19 protein-coding genes, 1 pseudogene and 1 other annotated feature are annotated in these 17707 nt (G+C 35.4%); of the genes and pseudogenes, 4 read left to right on the plus strand and 16 right to left on the minus strand.

The annotated features are described in order from the left end of the window. Positions 1 to 13: 13 nt before the first annotated feature. Genes JCM14822_RS15585 through JCM14822_RS15605 form a run of 7 tightly spaced genes read right to left on the minus strand, consistent with a single transcriptional unit; the run spans position 14 to position 4727 of the window. Entirely contained in the window at positions 14 to 736 is a 723-nt protein-coding gene (locus JCM14822_RS15585) for a pseudouridine synthase (RefSeq protein WP_054743256.1), read from the minus strand. Between the two features lie 18 nt (positions 737 to 754). Further along, positions 755 to 1834 carry an RsmF rRNA methyltransferase first C-terminal domain-containing protein gene (locus JCM14822_RS15590; protein WP_306307362.1) on the minus strand — a complete coding sequence of 360 codons (1080 nt, stop codon included), beginning with the start codon at positions 1832 to 1834 and terminating at the stop codon, positions 755 to 757. Further along, on the minus strand, positions 1804 to 2124 hold the full coding sequence (locus JCM14822_RS23240; protein WP_306307363.1) for a hypothetical protein: 321 nt from the start codon (positions 2122 to 2124) through the stop codon (positions 1804 to 1806). Before JCM14822_RS23240 ends, JCM14822_RS15590 begins: the two co-directional genes overlap by 31 nt. A 12-nt stretch (positions 2125 to 2136) precedes the next feature. Further along, positions 2137 to 2847, minus strand: a complete 711-nt coding sequence (locus JCM14822_RS15595) for a metallophosphoesterase (RefSeq protein ID WP_054743257.1) — start codon at positions 2845 to 2847, stop codon at positions 2137 to 2139. Beyond that, on the minus strand, positions 2848 to 3222 hold the full coding sequence (locus JCM14822_RS23245; RefSeq protein ID WP_306307364.1) for a hypothetical protein: 375 nt from the start codon (positions 3220 to 3222) through the stop codon (positions 2848 to 2850). After that, the gene (locus JCM14822_RS23250) at positions 3189 to 3803 is read right to left on the minus strand and encodes a radical SAM protein (RefSeq protein ID WP_306307365.1); all 615 of its coding nucleotides are present in this window, start codon (positions 3801 to 3803) and stop codon (positions 3189 to 3191) included. The genes JCM14822_RS23245 and JCM14822_RS23250 overlap by 34 nt, the downstream gene beginning before the upstream one ends. Beyond that, positions 3804 to 4727 carry a M14 family metallopeptidase gene (locus JCM14822_RS15605; protein WP_054743258.1) on the minus strand — a complete coding sequence of 308 codons (924 nt, stop codon included), beginning with the start codon at positions 4725 to 4727 and terminating at the stop codon, positions 3804 to 3806. A gap of 184 nt (positions 4728 to 4911) precedes the next feature. Between JCM14822_RS15605 and JCM14822_RS15610 the strand changes: the two genes are divergently transcribed. Then, the gene (locus JCM14822_RS15610; RefSeq protein WP_054743259.1) at positions 4912 to 5133 is read left to right on the plus strand and encodes a DUF378 domain-containing protein; all 222 of its coding nucleotides are present in this window, start codon (positions 4912 to 4914) and stop codon (positions 5131 to 5133) included. Positions 5134 to 5290: 157 nt separating this feature from the next. Next, a complete protein-coding gene (locus JCM14822_RS15615; protein ID WP_054743260.1) occupies positions 5291 to 5704 on the plus strand; it encodes a hypothetical protein in 414 nt (137 codons plus the stop codon). Between the two features lie 34 nt (positions 5705 to 5738). Here JCM14822_RS15615 and JCM14822_RS25185 read toward each other — a convergent pair whose 3' ends face one another. Together JCM14822_RS25185 and JCM14822_RS15620 are read right to left on the minus strand one after the other, a co-directional pair. Continuing rightward, positions 5739 to 6083 (minus strand): hypothetical protein, encoded by a 345-nt coding sequence (locus JCM14822_RS25185; protein ID WP_408606214.1) that lies wholly within the window; start codon positions 6081 to 6083, stop codon positions 5739 to 5741. Beyond that, the gene (locus JCM14822_RS15620; protein ID WP_054743261.1) at positions 6062 to 7684 is read right to left on the minus strand and encodes an alpha-amylase family glycosyl hydrolase; all 1623 of its coding nucleotides are present in this window, start codon (positions 7682 to 7684) and stop codon (positions 6062 to 6064) included. Before JCM14822_RS15620 ends, JCM14822_RS25185 begins: the two co-directional genes overlap by 22 nt. A gap of 164 nt (positions 7685 to 7848) precedes the next feature. Then, positions 7849 to 8040, plus strand: a binding site (T-box leader). Between the two features lie 64 nt (positions 8041 to 8104). Between JCM14822_RS15620 and tyrS the strand changes: the two genes are divergently transcribed. Further along, complete coding sequence (gene tyrS, locus JCM14822_RS15625; protein WP_054743262.1) at positions 8105 to 9331, plus strand: tyrosine--tRNA ligase; 1227 nt, start codon at positions 8105 to 8107, stop codon at positions 9329 to 9331. Positions 9332 to 9443: 112 nt separating this feature from the next. Here tyrS and JCM14822_RS15630 read toward each other — a convergent pair whose 3' ends face one another. After that, positions 9444 to 10277, minus strand: a complete 834-nt coding sequence (locus JCM14822_RS15630) for a CvfB family protein (protein WP_054743263.1) — start codon at positions 10275 to 10277, stop codon at positions 9444 to 9446. Between the two features lie 162 nt (positions 10278 to 10439). Between JCM14822_RS15630 and JCM14822_RS15635 the strand changes: the two genes are divergently transcribed. Next, on the plus strand, positions 10440 to 12200 hold the full coding sequence (locus JCM14822_RS15635) for a putative bifunctional diguanylate cyclase/phosphodiesterase (protein WP_054743264.1): 1761 nt from the start codon (positions 10440 to 10442) through the stop codon (positions 12198 to 12200). Positions 12201 to 12299: 99 nt separating this feature from the next. Here the strand turns inward: JCM14822_RS15635 and JCM14822_RS15640 are convergent, their stop codons facing one another. The 6 genes and pseudogenes from JCM14822_RS15640 to JCM14822_RS25190 all read right to left on the minus strand — a co-directional run. Continuing rightward, positions 12300 to 12758: a YaiI/YqxD family protein gene (locus JCM14822_RS15640; RefSeq protein WP_054743268.1), complete on the minus strand. Its 459-nt coding sequence runs from the start codon at positions 12756 to 12758 to the stop codon at positions 12300 to 12302. A 1-nt stretch (position 12759) separates the two neighbouring features. After that, entirely contained in the window at positions 12760 to 13641 is an 882-nt protein-coding gene (sdaAA, locus tag JCM14822_RS15645) for an L-serine ammonia-lyase, iron-sulfur-dependent, subunit alpha (RefSeq protein ID WP_054743265.1), read from the minus strand. Then, positions 13641 to 14321, minus strand: a complete 681-nt coding sequence (gene sdaAB / locus JCM14822_RS15650) for an L-serine ammonia-lyase, iron-sulfur-dependent subunit beta (RefSeq protein ID WP_054743266.1) — start codon at positions 14319 to 14321, stop codon at positions 13641 to 13643. The genes sdaAA and sdaAB overlap by 1 nt, the downstream gene beginning before the upstream one ends. A gap of 170 nt (positions 14322 to 14491) precedes the next feature. Then, positions 14492 to 14635: a hypothetical protein gene (locus tag JCM14822_RS20570; protein WP_157047821.1), complete on the minus strand. Its 144-nt coding sequence runs from the start codon at positions 14633 to 14635 to the stop codon at positions 14492 to 14494. 200 nt (positions 14636 to 14835) lie between these two features. Next, positions 14836 to 17049 (minus strand): PTS transporter subunit IIABC, encoded by a 2214-nt coding sequence (locus tag JCM14822_RS15655; RefSeq protein WP_054743267.1) that lies wholly within the window; start codon positions 17047 to 17049, stop codon positions 14836 to 14838. A 369-nt stretch (positions 17050 to 17418) separates the two neighbouring features. Beyond that, positions 17419 to 17697, minus strand: a pseudogene (locus tag JCM14822_RS25190) (transposase); the annotation flags it as partial. Between the last annotated feature and the right edge of the window lie 10 nt (positions 17698 to 17707).

Here is a 17707-nt window from a genome sequence, read left to right on the forward strand (position 1 = left end):
CCTTAATAAACTTTTAGGCTTCGCCTTTAAGCTGCTTCAGTTCTTCTTTTGTCAGCTGACGATACTCACCGATTTCTAAATCTTCTGGTAAGCTGAAGTTCCCCATTTTAATACGTTTAAGGTATACGACTTCTTTGCCAATAGCTTGTACCATACGTTTCACTTGATGGAACTTACCTTCTTTAATAGTGACATAGATTTCTGACTCCTCACCACTTGAAATAATTTCAAGTTTACCTGGTGCAAAAACTGTTCCATCTTCTAATATCATTCCTGCTGCAAATTTGGCACAGTCTTCTGTTACTACCTTTCCTGCTACTCTAGCATAATAAACTTTATCTACGTGTTTTTTAGGTGAAAGGATTTCATGTGTTGTTTTGCCGTCATTTGTTAAAACGAGTAAACCTTCTGTATCTTTGTCTAAACGTCCTACTGGCGCTACATCTTTATTACGATCTTCTTCTTCTAATAAATCCACTACTGTTGGTAATTTCTTATCTTCAGTAGCTGTAATGTAACCACCTGGTTTATTCAGAATAAAGTAATAGAACTCTTGATAATCCATGATACGTCCTCCTACTTTAACCACTGCTGTATCTGGATTAATGCTTGTCTCAGGCTTTTGTACAACGCTATCATTGACCTGTACCTTTTTCCCTTTAATTAACTTTTGTACTGTACTTCTTGTGCCGTACCCAACATGCACTAAGTACTTATCTAATCTCATCTTTGCCATATTCTACTCCTATCTTCCTTAACCCATCATACGCCAAGATGCTGGATATTGGTTTTTAAGCATATTGTTTTGTGCTTTTACCCAGCCTAAAGGATAGCCTTGCATGCATACAATATGCCATCCTTTACTTGCTTCAATTAAAAGTGTCTCACCTTTTAAATAACGTTTCACCATTTCTTCATCTTCACCAATTTCAATGGTACGTTTAAACATTTCTTTTGGATATGCTAAAACGAGAGCTTGTGAAGGTTCAAAGCGTTTACTTTTTGTTTCGCCTAAATAAAGACCTGAACGAATAGCACGAATTCCTGTAAGATCTGGTGCTTCTTCTGGTAAAATATAAAGTTTCCCTTTGATTTCTTCTACTGGTGTATTTAAATCAATATGTGTTTGTTCACTGATAAATTCAGCGGCTTCTTTATAATCTTTGATGCATTTACGTTTTTTAGGTACTGGCACGCTGCCACTGCCTTCTCCATGTCTTTGAAGTAAACATACAAAGTGGCCTTCTCCTGCCATACGGTGTGGCCATAATCTAAGAGCACCTCTTAATTCTTCTCTTCCACCGCCTGGTACCCACTGCGGCTCACCATTTGAAATGCCGCCTACACCTTCAAGTGGTACCACGCTAAAATCAGGATTTTGATCTAAGAAAGCCTCTATCATACATTCATCTTCTTCTGGTGAGAAGGTACAAGTTGAATATAAGATCATCCCATTTGGTTTAAGCATCGTTACAACATTTTCTAAAATGTTACGTTGTAAATTACAGCAGTGCTCTACGCCATGTGTTTCCCAGCTTTTTACTGCATCTTCACTTTTACGGAACATGCCTTCTCCTGAACATGGGGCATCAATTAAAATCTTATCAAAGTAATTGGCCCATTTGCTAGCCAGTTTAGGTGCATCTTCACTGGTTACAATGATATTTCTAGCGCCCCAGTTTTCTAAGTTTTTAAGTAAGGCTCTTGCACGTGAAGCACTAATGTCATTAGATACAAGAACACCGCTTTGTCCAAGTTTCGCCGCAAGCTGTGTTGACTTTCCTCCTGGTGCCGCACAAAGATCTAATACTTTGTCGCCTTCTTCAATTGGCATATATGCCCTGGTGACATGGCACTTGGTTCTTGAATATAATATAATCCTGCATAATAGTAAGGATGTTTCCCTGGTTTCTCATCTGGGCTATAGTAAAAGCCATCATGACACCAAGGTACTGGTTTGACTTCTTTAAAGGGATTGATTTTCTCCCATTCTTCTAAGCTGATTTTAAGGGTATTAATACGAAAACCTTGATATTTAGGTAAATCATAAGATGCTAAATAAGCTTCATATTCATCTTTTAATAGCCCCTTCATTTTATTTTCAAAAGCAACTGGTAACTTCATGTTTTCTCTCCATTAATTTTCTGTTCTGATTTCTGTAAGCATAGTTGGCTTAAACCCGATATAGTCTGCTGCCACAAGGCTATATATAATGCCGTCTTCTTCACCTTTTAAGGCTTCCTTCCAAGAAAGGGCATCATGTAAATGGCCATAAATAACTCTTGTTACAGGATATTCTTTTAATAATGCTTTCAGAGGAGATGTCATATCCTTGTTGTATGTAGGTGGATAATGTACCATCACCCATATTTCTTTTAAATCTTTATTGGCCATAGCCGCCTTTAAAGAAAGCTTTAAGCGTTCAAGTTCTCTTAAATAAAGTCTTTCATCTTCTTCGTCCCATTTCACTTCATTTGGACTAAGCCATCCTCTTGTACCACAAATGGCAATATCACCTATAAAATATGCTGTATTTTGAAGAAAATATAAGGAGTCATATTGACGATTTAATTTGCCAGGGCGGTCCCACCAATAATCATGATTGCCACGGATACATACTTTTTGTCCTGGTAAGCTCTCTAAAAAGTCTAAATCAGCCTGAGCTTCATTTAAACGCATGGCCCATGAAATATCACCTGGAATAAGGATTAAATCCTCTTTGCCTATAGTCTCTCGCCAATGGGCTTCTATTTGTTTTTCATGCTGCGCCCAATTCTCTCCAAAGATATCCATAGGCTTATTTGTCGTACTTGATAAATGCAAATCGCCTATTGCAAATACTTTCATCTAGTCTTCACCTACAAACTTACGCACGGCTTTACCATTTAAATAGTTGCAAAGGTCCCCTTGCTTATAACCTTTCTCTGTCATTTCTGCCACAATATCATCATGGATTTTCCACCAACTTGTATTCCAGTTGGCATATAAAGTATGTTCTTCTGGTGCGCGTCCTATAATACGCTGAATGACAATATCTGGTGATAAATGACGTAAAAATGTAATGACACGTGCTTTATATTCTTCTAAGCTTACTAAATCTAATTCACCTTTTTCATATTCCTTAGCAAGCTTTGTATTTTTTACAATATATAAGGCATGAAGCTTCACATAATCCATACGCAGTGCACTCATGCAGCGTGCTGTCTCAATAACATCTTCCATTGTATCCCAAGGTAAATCCACGATAATATGGTACATAATGTAAAGTGAGGGTACGCTTTAATCTGCATCACAGCATCTAAATATTCTGCAAGTCCATGTCCTCTATTGATGATCTCTAATGTTTTATAGTTGATTGTTTGAAGTCCAAGCTCAATATTCACTGTTTTATTATACTTTTTAGACCATTCATCTAAAGTCTCTAAATAGGCTTTATGAATGCAGTCTGGTCTTGTAGATACAGCTACACCTACAGCTTTTTCATGAGCCACTTGTTCTAAAGCTTCTTTAAATGTCTCTGGTGGCATATACGTATTGCTATAATTTTGTAAGTAAGGAATAAAAGCATTGGCTTTATACTTGCTGCTAATCTTCTCAATATTCGCTTCTACCTGCTCACGAATATGCTCTTTATTGCTACGCATTTCATAGCCTGCACCTACATCCCCACAAAATGTACAGCCCCCGTAACCAGCACTGCCATCACGATTTGGACAAGTGACTGGTAGATTCACAGGGATTTTGTAAACTTTCTCACCATATTTTTCTTTAAGGTGAGTTGAGTATTTATAATAAACTTCCACTTAATGTCCTCTTTTCTTAATGTCTTTTGCAGCGGCGAATACAATCGGTAATGTGGCCCTAATAATCTCTTCACTTTGACTTGTGGCAATAGGATTTTCACCTTTGCCACATTCTATTGTAAATCCTGGTTTCTGAAAAGCTTTGATAAACCAATCTTTGAAACCACCTACTGCTGCTAGTGGATCTGGCTCTCCTAATACGTAGCCACTGACCTCTTCAAATATTTTAGCATATTCTTGTGCGGTTGCAACATATTGATTGTCATATGTCCAATAAATCTCTTTGCCTTGTGTATGATAGGCTAAAACAATGTCATAAACTCTTGTACGGACCAAATCTGCCAAGGCCTTACTTTCTGGTTCACTTTCTGGATAAGGTCCCTCATACCCTGCATAAGACGGTCCATGCACTTCTGTGATTTTCTGATATGTCTTAAAGCCTGCATCATAGTTCCTATTTAAATCTACACCTCTTACATTAGCTTTCCACCTTGTAAAGTCTATACTCCCTTCATTCCAAGAAAGATGCTTATCTGTAAAATGTTCATTTTTGCTGCCTTCTATAGCCAGTGACACGCCATCTGGATTCACCATAGGTACAAAATCATATGTCACCTTTTGCAAAAGCGTCTTTGCAGCCATACCATATAAGCTTTCCCCATTTTTAAATGCTTTACACAATATTTCTATGGTACACATTAAGATAAATGTGGTAATCCATTCATTGCCATGATGACTGCCATTGATATGAATTTTCCTTGGTCCACACCCCAATCTCAAAAGATAAAGTGGCACCCCGTTCACACTTCTTCCTATGGTGTATACTTTCAAAAAAGGATAAGTCTTTGTAAGGGCAAAAGTCTGCCATTTTAAAGCAAGAAAATCATAATAACCTAAGCTTAATTGGACAATATTATTTTTCATATTAACCTCACATTACTTTTTCTCCTTCTAGTATATGATTCAAAAAACAAATTATGTTTTGAAGCGTTCTAGTATATATTCCATATTTTACCTTATAATTTTTATCATAAAAATAAATACTTTACACATACTATGAATATCATCTTGCTTCGCTATAATACAAGAAAGGGTGGTTACTTAGATTATGAAATCTAGAACTTGGGATTATATCGCAATTACACTCATCATTATTGGAGCAATTAACTGGGGACTTGTTGGTTTCTTCCAATTTGACCTTGTAGCCTTCTTATTTGGTGGTATGAGTTCATGGATTAGTCGTATCATTTATGCTGTAATCGGTATTGCAGGTATTTATTGCTTTACACTCTATGGACGTGTGTACGATCAACCTTATTCCAATAGTTAATCACATTAAAACCACTTTTTTAAAGTGGTTTTTTATTTACTGTTTCCTAAAACTTATATACTTTAAAATTTTTATAAATTTTCCCTAAAAAATAAGTTATTTTAATGCATCTCTTGAATAAATATAATAATAAAATACTTTCAAGAGGTGATGTGCTATGATAAGAATTATTACAGGCAATCCAGGTGAAGGAAAAACAAAATTACTTATTGATAAGGCTAATGAAACGGTTAAACATCTTACAGGACACGCTGTTTATATTGACAGTTGCTGTTCCCATCGTTTAGCGCTTTCACATCATATCCGCCTAGTAGAAACCTGTCCGTTCAAGCTTGATAATACCCAGCATTTCTTTGGTTTCTTATGTGGTCTTTTAGCCTCTAATCATGATATACAAGTTGTTTTCATTGATGAACTCTTAAAAATCACCCATGCATCTATTGATGAACTTATTGTTATTGTTGATGAAATGAAACGTCTATCTAATGAATTCAACGTAGATTTCATTATTGGAGCCTCTTGTAGTAATAAAGATTTACCCAGCCAAATGGCACCTTACCTCATTGCCTAGATAAATAAAAAGCTGTTGCAAGGCAACAGCTTTTTTATTTATTTTCTACCTCTTTAAAGATACAAATACTATAACCTACTACTTCATAGCTAGGTTCTGTAACCATCTCTTCTTTTAAATCTTCCTTAATACTTAAATGGCTGTCTAAAATGCGTTGCCATTTACCAGTAGGTAATTCAAACTTTAGATTTTCATGGTAGAAGTTAGCTACTACATAAAGTGACTCTTCACCTTGAATATGCCATGCAATACTTCTTGAATAATAAGACCAATCTGGCTGGCCATAATTTACACCATGCCATGTGACCTTATATTTTTCTTGTGTATTAAAATATTTTAAAGTCTTTCTAAGATGAATCAGACCCTTTGTAAAGTATATAGTTCAGCTTCTGATATAAGCTGATCCCAATTCATCCATACGCCTTCATGGTTTTGACAAAAAGCATTATTATTACCATTTTGGGTTCTGCCAATCTCATCACCCATAAGCATCATTGGTACGCCTTTTCCCATTAAAAGCAGACACATAGCATTTTTAGTGGCCACAAGGCGTCTGTATAAAATGTTCTGATCAAGGGTTGGCCCTTCTGCCCCCCAGTTATAACTATAGTTTGCGTTATTCCCATCACGGTTTTCTTCTCCATTTTCAAGGTTGTGTTTGCCATTATAACTACATAAATCACGTAGTGTAAAGCCATCATGTGCTGTAATAAAGTGAATTGTATGTGTACCGCCTTTTTGCATATCTGCAAAGTAAATTTCTTTGCCAAGCATACAATCAGCTACAGATTTCACAATCCCTTGATCACCTTTTACAAACTTACGCATCGTGTCTCTAAAGTAATCACTCCACTCTCTAAATGGATATGGCATACGACCTACGTCATAACTTCCTTTAGCATCCCAACTTTCTGTAACTAATTTTACATTTGAAAGAATCGCATCACTGGCAATGTCTTGTAACAAGGAGTCTTTCATCCACTTACCTTCATAGTCTTGCCCTAAAATAGACGCTAAGTCAAATCTAAAACCATCTACCCCCATACAAACAACCCAATATCTTAAACTATCCAAAATCAGTTTCTTAACAACTGGGTGGTTGGTATAAAACGTATTACCTGTTCCTGAGCAATTGCGATAACGTCCATTATGATCAAATTTATAGTAAGTGTTTGGGCTTAAAATCTTAAAGCTGCAAGGGGCGCCATTTTCCCCACCTTCACCAGTATGATTATAAACTACATCTAATATAATTTCTAAACCTAAGTTATGTGCTCCTTCTACTAATTCTTTAAATTCTTTATAAGCAGCATATCCATCCTTTGCAATACTGTAACGTTCATCAACTGCAAAGAATCCAATGGTATTATAACCCCATTCATCTTCTAACTTTTTTCCTGTATTAGGATTCACATTTTTAATTGTGTAAGGATACCACTTGAAAATAGGCAGCAATTCTAAAGTTGTAATGCCTAATGATTTTAAATAAGGCAGCTTCTTCATAAGTCCTGTAAACGTTCCCTTTTCGGCGTCATCAATGCCTGATGATTCATGATTTGTGAAATGTCCCACATGCATCTCATAAATAATACTATCTTTCCAAGGTACACATGGTCTCGGACTCTCATTCATATGATACCCAATGACAATATTATAGTATCCGCCTTCTTCACCTTCATTTTTATTAATGCCATAGGCATAAGGATCAATAAGTGGTTTTGAGATATTACCAGCACTATCTATAAGGCGCCATATATAACACATTCCTTCCTTAACTCCACTTACACGCACATTAAAAATATGTTCTTGTACGTGTTCGTCACGCTCTAAAATAATTTTACTCACACATGCATCTTGAGGCCCATTCGAATAAATTTCCAGTTGCATTTTTGCTGCCACATCAGAATATATTCCGAAATTGGCTCCCTTTTCATCTATGGTACATCCTAGTATAGGGCTCCCCTTACTTATTTTATACATTGTGCTGCCTCCCATATTAATATCTATACTGAATTTTCATTTTTTTCTATTATAATAATATTTTGCATGATGAAAGGACTTTTTTCTAGTTGTTTTCTGATTTTTTATTCTAGGTCTTGAAATAGCCTTATGCTTATGCTAAGATTAAATTTAACTGAATAAACACAAAAACGATGATAAAGACCTAGTAGTAAATAAATTATTTTTTCAGAGAGTGTGTGGTTGGTGTGAACACATATATATTTATATTATGAAATACAACTTTGGAGTTGCGTGTCCGGCTAGCCCCGTTATCGGCTATGAGGCAAACTTTTTGTTTGTAAATTAAGGTGGTACCACGTTAACTCGTCCTTAGGACTTGAGTTAACCCTTTTTATATGGAAAAAATTCACCTACAATTAATTTATAGGAGGTTTCATTATGAGAAACGTATATGACGTATTATTAGAACGTGGATTCATTGAGCAAACAACTCATGAAAAAGAAATCCGTGAACTCTTAGAAAAGGAAAAAATTAGCTTTTATATTGGTTTTGACCCTACTGCTGACAGCTTACATGTAGGTCACTTTGTAACTGTTATGGCTATGGCGCACATGCAACAAGCAGGTCACCGTCCTATTGCCCTATTTGGTGGCGGTACAGCGATGATTGGTGACCCAACAGGTAAATCTGACATGCGTAAAATGATGACTGTTGAAACAATTGACCATAACGTTGAATGTTTCAAAAAACAAATGTCTCGTTTCATCTCTTTCGATGACGATAAAGCCCTTATGGTAAATAATGCGGATTGGCTTCGTGACCTTAACTATATTGAATTCCTTAGAGATATCGGAGTTCACTTCTCAGTTAACCGTATGCTTACATTCGAATGTTACAAACAACGTCTTGAAAGAGGTTTAACATTCTTAGAATTCAATTATATGCTTATGCAATCATATGACTTCTTAGAACTTTACAGACGTTATAACTGTAAATTACAACTTGGTGGTAACGATCAATGGGCTAACATCCTTGGTGGGGTTGAACTTGTAAGAAAACTTCACGGTGATCAATCATTCGGTATGACATTCTCTCTCCTTACAAATAGCGAAGGTAAGAAAATGGGTAAAACAGAAAATGGTGCAGTATGGCTTGATCCAGAAAAAACATCTCCATATGACTTCTACCAATACTGGCGTAATGTAGGTGATGCAGACGTTAAACGTTGTTTATCACTTCTTACGTTCATTCCAATGGATGAAATCGAAACTATTACAAATGTAGAAGGTGCTGCAATTAATACTGCTAAAGAAAGACTTGCTTTCGAAGTAACAAAAATTGTTCACGGTGAAGAAGAAGCTGTAAAAGCTCAAACAGCTGCTAAAGCGCTCTTCATGGGTGGTGCACACGGTGGTTCTATCCCTACAACAGAAATGTCACAAGCTGACTTTGCTGAAGGTATGGACATCTTAACACTTCTTCAAAACACAAAACTTGTACCATCTCGTTCAGAAGGACGTCGTCTTGTAACTCAAGGTGGAGTAAAATTAGATGGTACAGCAGTAACAGATCCAGCTGCAATGATTACAGTAGATTCATTCAAAGAAAATGAACTTCTTATCCAAAAAGGTAAAAAAGTATTCCACAAAGTAATCATTGCTTAATTGAACATAACAAAACAGGGTATCGCAAAATGATTTATCATCTGCGATACCCTGTTTTGTTATGAAACTTATTGTTACATTATAAATCAACTGTATTATCAAAGTGATGATATTACCAATTACGGTAAATGCCATCTGATTTCATTTCTATAACGCCTTCTTTCATTAATCGCCCTGCGGCACGTTTAAAAGCTGCTTTACTCATGCATAAAATATTTTTGATTTCTTCTGGTGAACTTTTATCATGCAATTTAAGTTTACCAGCATGAGCTTCTAAAGCTTCCATAATCATTTTTACATCATCTTCCATTTGAAAATGAATAGGCTTTCTAAGGCTTAATTCTAGCTTGCCATCTGGTTTAACAGATTTCACACGTAAGCTCACAACTTCCCCTTCATGATGTTTCCCATAAAGCTCCTTCGTTGGAATAAGCCCATGATAACGATTGGCTACAGCTACAAATGCCCCAAATGCTTCTTTGATTGCATAAATAGTTCCTGTCACTTCATCATTTGTCTTATAGGGTGAATTGGTATTTAATACATCATATATTTTCATTGTAGCACATAGACGGTCACTTTTATCTACATACATCCCTACTAGATAATTTTTTCCTCTTTGAATCTTACCTACCTGCTGTTTAAAAGGAAGAAAAAGGTCACGTTCAAATCCCCAATCTAAAAATGCACCAATATGGTTAATACTCACAACCTCTAAAGCTGCTACTTCTCCAAGTTGTAATTTAGGCTTTCTAAGTGTAGCGATTTTTTGATCATTTGAATCACGATAAACAAATACTTCTATCCGTTCCCCTACTGATAAATTGATATCCTGCTCATATAATAAAATATCCGCTTCTTCTTCAGTTTCTATTTCATTTAAATAGATTCCTGTATCTAAAATTGCTTTAATTCTTAATACACTTATTTTACCAATTTCAATCATTTTTTTGCTCCTTCATCTTATCATCTACGCTATTATACTCTATTCTTATCCATTCGCCTAGTAATCTACTACATTTTAAGCTATTCCCTCTTTAGATTTAGAATGTTTTAGTCGACATACAAAAGAGAAATTTTTTAAAAATTGAAAAAGGAAGGGCTAATTATGCGTAAAAATAAAAATAAAATTAAATATCTTTCTATTAAGTATATGGGACTTGGTTTATATGTACTCACTTTTTTATTACTAACTTTTAGCATTATAGTACTTAACTTTACAGCTTCACCTATTATTGATTTAGGCTATTTTGTCTATAATCGATCTGCTTTATCTGGACTAATTACGCAACTCCAAGTCCTTACCCTTATTTTAATCGTCGTTTTCTTTGATACAATAGGCTATATTACTTGCCTAATCCTTTGTGTTGTAGCTGCTCTTGGTAATCTAATGCCAATTATACATACAAAAAACTATACTTCTATTACAGGTATTATTACCTTCCTTGGGGTTACTGCAAGTACAACGATTATTTATCAATATAGCAGGCAACTTAAACTTAAAATTTCAGAAACACTTTTACAAAAAGAAAAACTTAATGAAATTGCTTTTTATGACGCTTTAACTGGACTTGCTAATCGTAGACGTTTCTTAAAGACATTAGATGAACTCATTACTTCTGACCCTGAAAAAAAATCACATTTTTCCATTGTTTTTATTGATGTGGATGACTTTAAAAAAATCAATGATACAGCTGGGCATCAGAAAGGCGATGAGATTCTCATTGAACTTGCTAGCTGCCTTCAAGACTATATTCACCCAGATGACTTATTAGGACGTTTAGGAGGAGATGAATTCGCCTTAATTATTAAAAGTCTACAAAATCATGATGATATTTTAACTTACACAAATCACTTAAAAGACATTATTTTAACTCAGCTTAACGTCCAAAGTAATCCATTTTTCATCTCTGCCAGCTTTGGTATTGCTGTTTATCCTACAGATGCTACTTCTTCTGAAGAACTTCTAAAATATGCGGATACAGCTATGTATAGTGCCAAACTTGCTGGCAAAAATCAAGTGGTTTACTTTAATCAACAAATGCATACTGCACTGGTTTATAAAACCAACCTTGAAAATTATTTAAAAAATGCTGTACAAAATGATGAGCTCTATCTTGTTTATCAACCACAATATACAGTAGGTAATAAAGAACTACGTGGCTTTGAATGTCTTATTCGCTGGCAATCTCCAGAGCTTGGTGCTGTAGCACCTTCTACTTTTATTCCTGTAGCAGAAGATACGGGACTTATTATCTCCATCGGTGAATGGATTTTATACTCCGCTTGTGCAACCTTTAAATCACTTATGGATTACTATCACTTTAAACCTATAATCTCTGTAAATATCTCAGTGATTCAAATGATTGATACTAACTTTTTAAAAATGGTGAAAAAGGTACTTGCAGACACACATTTTCCACCTGAATGTTTAGAATTTGAAATTACCGAATCTATCTTTATCTCTTCAAAAGAATATGTAATACGCTTACTTAATGAATTACGTGACATGGGTATCCATATTGCCCTTGATGATTTCGGTACAACTTATGCTTCATTAAGTTACCTTCAAATTCTACCTTTAGATATTATTAAAATTGATAAATCCTTTATTGATTCTATTGTTAGTTCAAAAAAACAAGAGCACCTTGTAGAAGCCATTATTTCTATTGCTCAGAAATTAGATTACAAAGTTGTAGCAGAAGGCATTGAAGATATTACTCAACTTAATCTCTTAAAGTCTCATGGCTGCGATTATATTCAAGGATATCTCTGGGGACGTCCTCTAGATTATGAAACACTTACTGGTTCTCTTCCTGATATGATTCCTATAAACGATTCTTATATGTTTCATGATGAATCATGCTAATATACTTCTTAATAAAACCAATCTTTCATTTATAAGCATAATAAAAGGTGCTATGAAATCATGTTATTTCATAGCACCTTATTCTATTTAATTAAGGCATTAATGCCCCATAATTCGTAAAATCATCTTTTTAAGCTGATATTCAAATTGCATATCTTGTTCATCTGTACGTTTTTTAGCACATCCACCTTTAAAATGTTTGCCCTGTCTTCTAGCAGTTTTCTTAATATGCCTTTCAACGAGCATCTGATCTATATTTTCATTTGTGTAATGCTTACCATTTTGATTTAAAGCATAAGCACCTTTTCCTAATGCCATAGCCGCCACACCATAATCTTGTGTGACAACTATATCACCTCTTTTAACCTTGCCAATCATTGCAAAGTCTACAGCATCTCTTCCAGGTGTTACTTTATGAACACTTCCATAACTTACTTCAAATTCATGATTCAAATCACACAAAAATATAACTTCTATTTCATAAGTTTTGGCAACATGCGCTACAATCTCTTTAACAGGACAACCATCTGCATCCACTAAGATTTTAAAAGTTGACATCTTAAGCATTCCCAAAGACTTTATTTTTAAGTGCTACACCTGTTGGCGTTGTTGCCATTCCGCCTAAGGCTGTTTCACGTAATTCTTCTGGCAGCCCTTTTCCTACCTTATACATTGCACCTAATGCATCATCAAACGGAATATGTGAGCCCACGCCTGCCATCACTAAATCAGCTGTAGCTAAAGCGCTTACTGCACCTGAAGCATTACGCTTCGCACATGGAATTTCCACAAGCCCCGCCACAGGATCACAAACTAAACCAAGTACATTTTTAAAGACTATGGCCCCTGCATCAAAGCTCATAGCTGGACTTCCCCCCATTAATTCTACAACCGCACCTGCTGCCATAGCTGCTGCTGAACCACATTCCGCCTGACAGCCACCTTCTGCACCAGAGAAAGTAGCATTCTGTCCTATGATAAGTCCCATAGCTGCCGCCGCGAATAGTCCCATCACTAATTCTTCATCTGTTTTTTCTAATTGCTCCCCAGCAGTTAAAATAACGGCTGGTAAAATGCCGCATGAACCAGCTGTTGGGCAAGCTACGATTTTACCCATGGCACCATTTACTTCTGAAGAAGATAAAGCCATGGCCATAGCTTTAATAATGCCATCACCCATTAAGCTTTTACCCGAAGCTAAATATTGCTCAAGACGAAAAGCATCTCCGCCTATAAGTCCACTTAAAGAATACACAGCTTTTTCACGGCCTAAAGTTGCACCTTCACGCATGGCATCTAGTGTTTCTTGCATTTGCTCCATTAAAACTTCTCTAGATACACCTCTATCTTCCATCTCTCTACGAATTGCATATTCACTTAATGAGATTTGCATCTCTTCGCAAATCTCAATCATTTCTATTGCAGATTTAGCCATTCTCATTATGCGTTACCTCCTAATGGATTAATTAAAATTACACGACTTACACCTGGTACCTTTTTAATTTCTTCTGTTAAATCTGATGCCACTTGCCCATCTAATTCTAATGTCATTGTTGCACCTTGCCCTTTTTGACTACGTACAAGCTGCATAAAAGCAATATTAATATTCCTCTCATGACAAATTCCAGAAACTTTTGCCACAGTACCTGGCTGATCTTCATGACAAGTAATCAGTGTTGTATACTCGCCTGTAATCTTTACTTTGTCACCATTAATCTCTTTAATCTCAATAAGTCCACCACCAATAGATGAACCAAGTATTTCCCAACTTTCATTTACTTCATCAGTAATAAGACATTTCACTGTATTAGGATGCACATCGCCTAAATCTGCTGGCGTAAATTGCACTTTTAGACCTTTTGCCTTAGCAATATCTAAAGCATTTCTCAGTCTCACATCATCTGGATTCATTCCCAAAATTCCTGCGACAAGGGCGCGGTCTGTCCCATGTCCCTTATAAGTTTCTTTAAATGAACCATGTAATAAGAAATTCACTGATTGAATAGGTCTTCCTACGATTGTTCTTGCCATTTTTCCAAGTCTTGCTGCACCCGCTGTATGAGAAGACGATGGTCCAATCATAATAGGTCCTAAAACATCAAATACACCAACATTTGCCATATATTATTCCTTTCAAATCCAATAAGCTATAATCTTTTAAAATTAATATAATTATTTTGTTTTATGTTAACTCTTAAGTTGATTATAACTTATTTCCCTACCTTTGTACAGAAAGTCTATTTTCCATTAAAGAAAAATGCCACTAGATCTTCAATATTAAAAATCTACTCCTAAAGCATCATCTCTGGATAAGTAAAGTCCATCTTTCCAGTCACCTTACGTGTTAATGTGTGCTTACTAATCTCAAATCTTGTGGCAATTTCTCCAAAATTTGTATAATACTCTTCCATGAGCTGATTAAATCGTTGTTGCATAACTATTTCTCCTTCAATTTTCTTCAATTTTCTTCAATTTTCTTGACTTTATCTATCCTATAAGCCATCTGCTATTACTATAGCATATCTTTTAAAAGCAGACCATTAAACACCTCTCAATTAAATACACTTGCCTTCAAATAAATAATTAACAAAAAAGACAGCTAAGCTTAACGCTTAACTGCCTTTTATTTACTTGATTATGAAAGTTTAATTCTACCACTTTCACCTGCTGCTATATTACCTTTTTCAATGATAATTTCTTCTTCATCTTTAAGGTTTGTAAATACAACTGGTGTACTAAGTGATGGTACTTTGTCTTTGATAGCTTCTGTATCAACTGTTAATAACAAATCGCCAGCTTTTACTTTTTGTCCTACTTCTACATGTGTTGTGAACCCTTCACCTTTAAGAAGTGTTGTATCAAGACCAAAGTGAATTAAGATTTCGTGTCCTTTTGTTGTTTGCATCGCAATAGCGTGTTTTGTTGGGAATACTGTTAAGATTTCACCATCAGCTAATGCAACTACTTTACCTTCTGATGGTACGATACCGAATCCTCTACCCATCATACCTGATGAAAAGACCGGATCTGAAATCTCAGAAAGTTCGATAAGTTCACCTGGAATAGGTGCTAAAAGTTCTTCTCCTACAGATGTTGTCTCTGCCTTAGCTTCTACTTTTGTTTCTTGTTTTGCTGGCGCCCCTGCGTTAGATCCATAATCTTCAGCAAGTGCTTTTTCTAATTCATCTGGTTTAATACGGCCTTCTGTAATATCTAAGATATCATTTTTGATGTTATCTGATTTACCACCGAAGATAACTTGAACGTTGTCACCAACTTCCATTACCCCAGCTGCACCAAGTCCTTTAAGTGCTTCTTTGTTAACCTTTTTAATATCTACAAGACCTACACGAAGACGTGTGATACATGCATCAAGGTTTGTGATATTTTCTTTGCCACCTAGATAACCAAGTACTTTATAAGCGAAAGCAATGTTATTGCTTGTTTTTGTGCCATCTGCTGTTACTTCTTCTTCATCTTCACGACCTGGTGTTTTAAGATCGAATTTACGAATACAGAAGTCAAAGATTAAGTAGTAAAGTACGAAGAATACTGCACCTACTAAAAGTACAAAAATCCAATTTGTTTTTACACCTGCTCCAGCTGGAAGAAGACCGAATAATGCGAAGTCAATAAGACCACCAGAGAATGTCATACCGATGAATACGTTTAACATACTCATTATCATGTATGAAAGTCCTGCGATTAAACAGTGAATACCATAAAGAACTGGTGCTACGAATAAGAATGCGAACTCAAGTGGTTCTGTAATACCTGTAATAGCTGATGTTAAAGCAGCTGTTAAAAGAAGACTTCCTACTACTTTCTTTTTCTCTGGATGTGCATTTTTGTACATTGCAATTGCTGCACCACCAAGACCTAAAATCATCATTGGGAATTTACCTGCCATGAAAGCAGTTGTTCCTTTTACTAGCGCTGTCATTGTTTCTGCATCAGCACCAACAATAGCTGACATATTTGTTAATTGTGCAAAGTAGGCCTTATTTGCACCATCTACGAGCATTGTTGTACCATTTGCTAAATGTACATTAGCTTCTACGAAACCTGTGTACCAGAATGGTGTATAGAATACGTGGTGTAAACCTACTGGAATTAATGCTCTTTCAATGAATCCATATAAGAATACACCGATTGCCCCTGTACCTTGTACGAAGTCTGCAATTACTGCAATTCCATTTTGTACAACTGGCCAAATGAATGAAAGAATTACCCCTACGATTAACATTGTAAAAGCTGTTACGATTGGTACGAAACGTGCCCCACCAAAGAAACCAATAATTTGTGGTAATTGAATTTTGTGATATTTATTGTGAAGTGTTGCAGCAGCAATCCCTGCAATCATCCCACCAAATACAGAAAGATTTAATGTAAAGATTCCTAATGTATTTGTTACATAAGCACTATACTCTGCTGGAATATTGTCCATTGTAATAACACCAAGTGGTGTTGCACCTAATGCAAGCATTGTTGATATTGCTGTGTGCATGATTAAGAAACCAACTGCCCCTGCAAGACCTGCTGTTCCTTTATCAGATTTTGCAAGGCCTACTGCAATCCCAATTGCAAAGAGCAGTGGTAAGTTACCAAATACAACATTCCCTACTTCGTTCATTACAGTTAAAACAGCTGTAACAGCTGGAATATTAATAAAGTTAATTAATCCTGCATAAATAGCAGGTGGATTATCTAACTTGGCAATACTTAAAAACGCACCACCCACACCAAGTAAAATACCTGCTGCTGGTAATAAAGCGATTGGTAACATAAATGCCTTACCTACACGTTGTAAAAGACCAAATAGATTACTTATAATTTTGTTATCTTTCATGTTATTCCTCCTAAAAGTAATACATTTGCAACCTTTTTGACTGCGGTGCAAACTCTACATTCTTAGTGTAACCGGTTTCATTACTTATGTCAACATACACCTATTTTATCTCTTCTTTTTTATATATGTTGTACAATAATTTTTTTATATATTTATTATATTTCACAATTGACTTTAATTTATACAATGTATTTTATATATTCTACTATTTTCTTGATTAACACTTATCCTCTATTTTTTTATAATAACGACATGTGTTAGATTATCTCAACTTATAAATAGGATAAATATGATAATACATCAAGCTGTATAATCCCTAAAATAATTATACCAAGATCTATTTATCCAAATATTAAATGCTTAATCTGTCCAGTTTCTTAAATTTTTTGGGTAAGGGTTCTTACTATTATTTCTTTTTAAAGCTAGCAAGGTCATATTTTTCTCATTTTTTAGTTCTTGGGCAATATGATCACCTATATATCCTTTGTCACCTAGAACAATAGGTTGATAGACATCTGATAATAGTTCCCATAGAATAGCACGATCATCTACGTTGGCAGCTGTAATTTCAATTTCTACAAGATAACCATCTAAAGTAACTGCAGCATGAAACTTTAAACCGTAATAAGTTTCTTTTTTAGATGCACACTAACCATAA

The organism is Cellulosilyticum ruminicola JCM 14822, from assembly GCF_001311925.1.
Taxonomy (GTDB): domain Bacteria; phylum Bacillota; class Clostridia; order Lachnospirales; family Cellulosilyticaceae; genus Cellulosilyticum; species Cellulosilyticum ruminicola.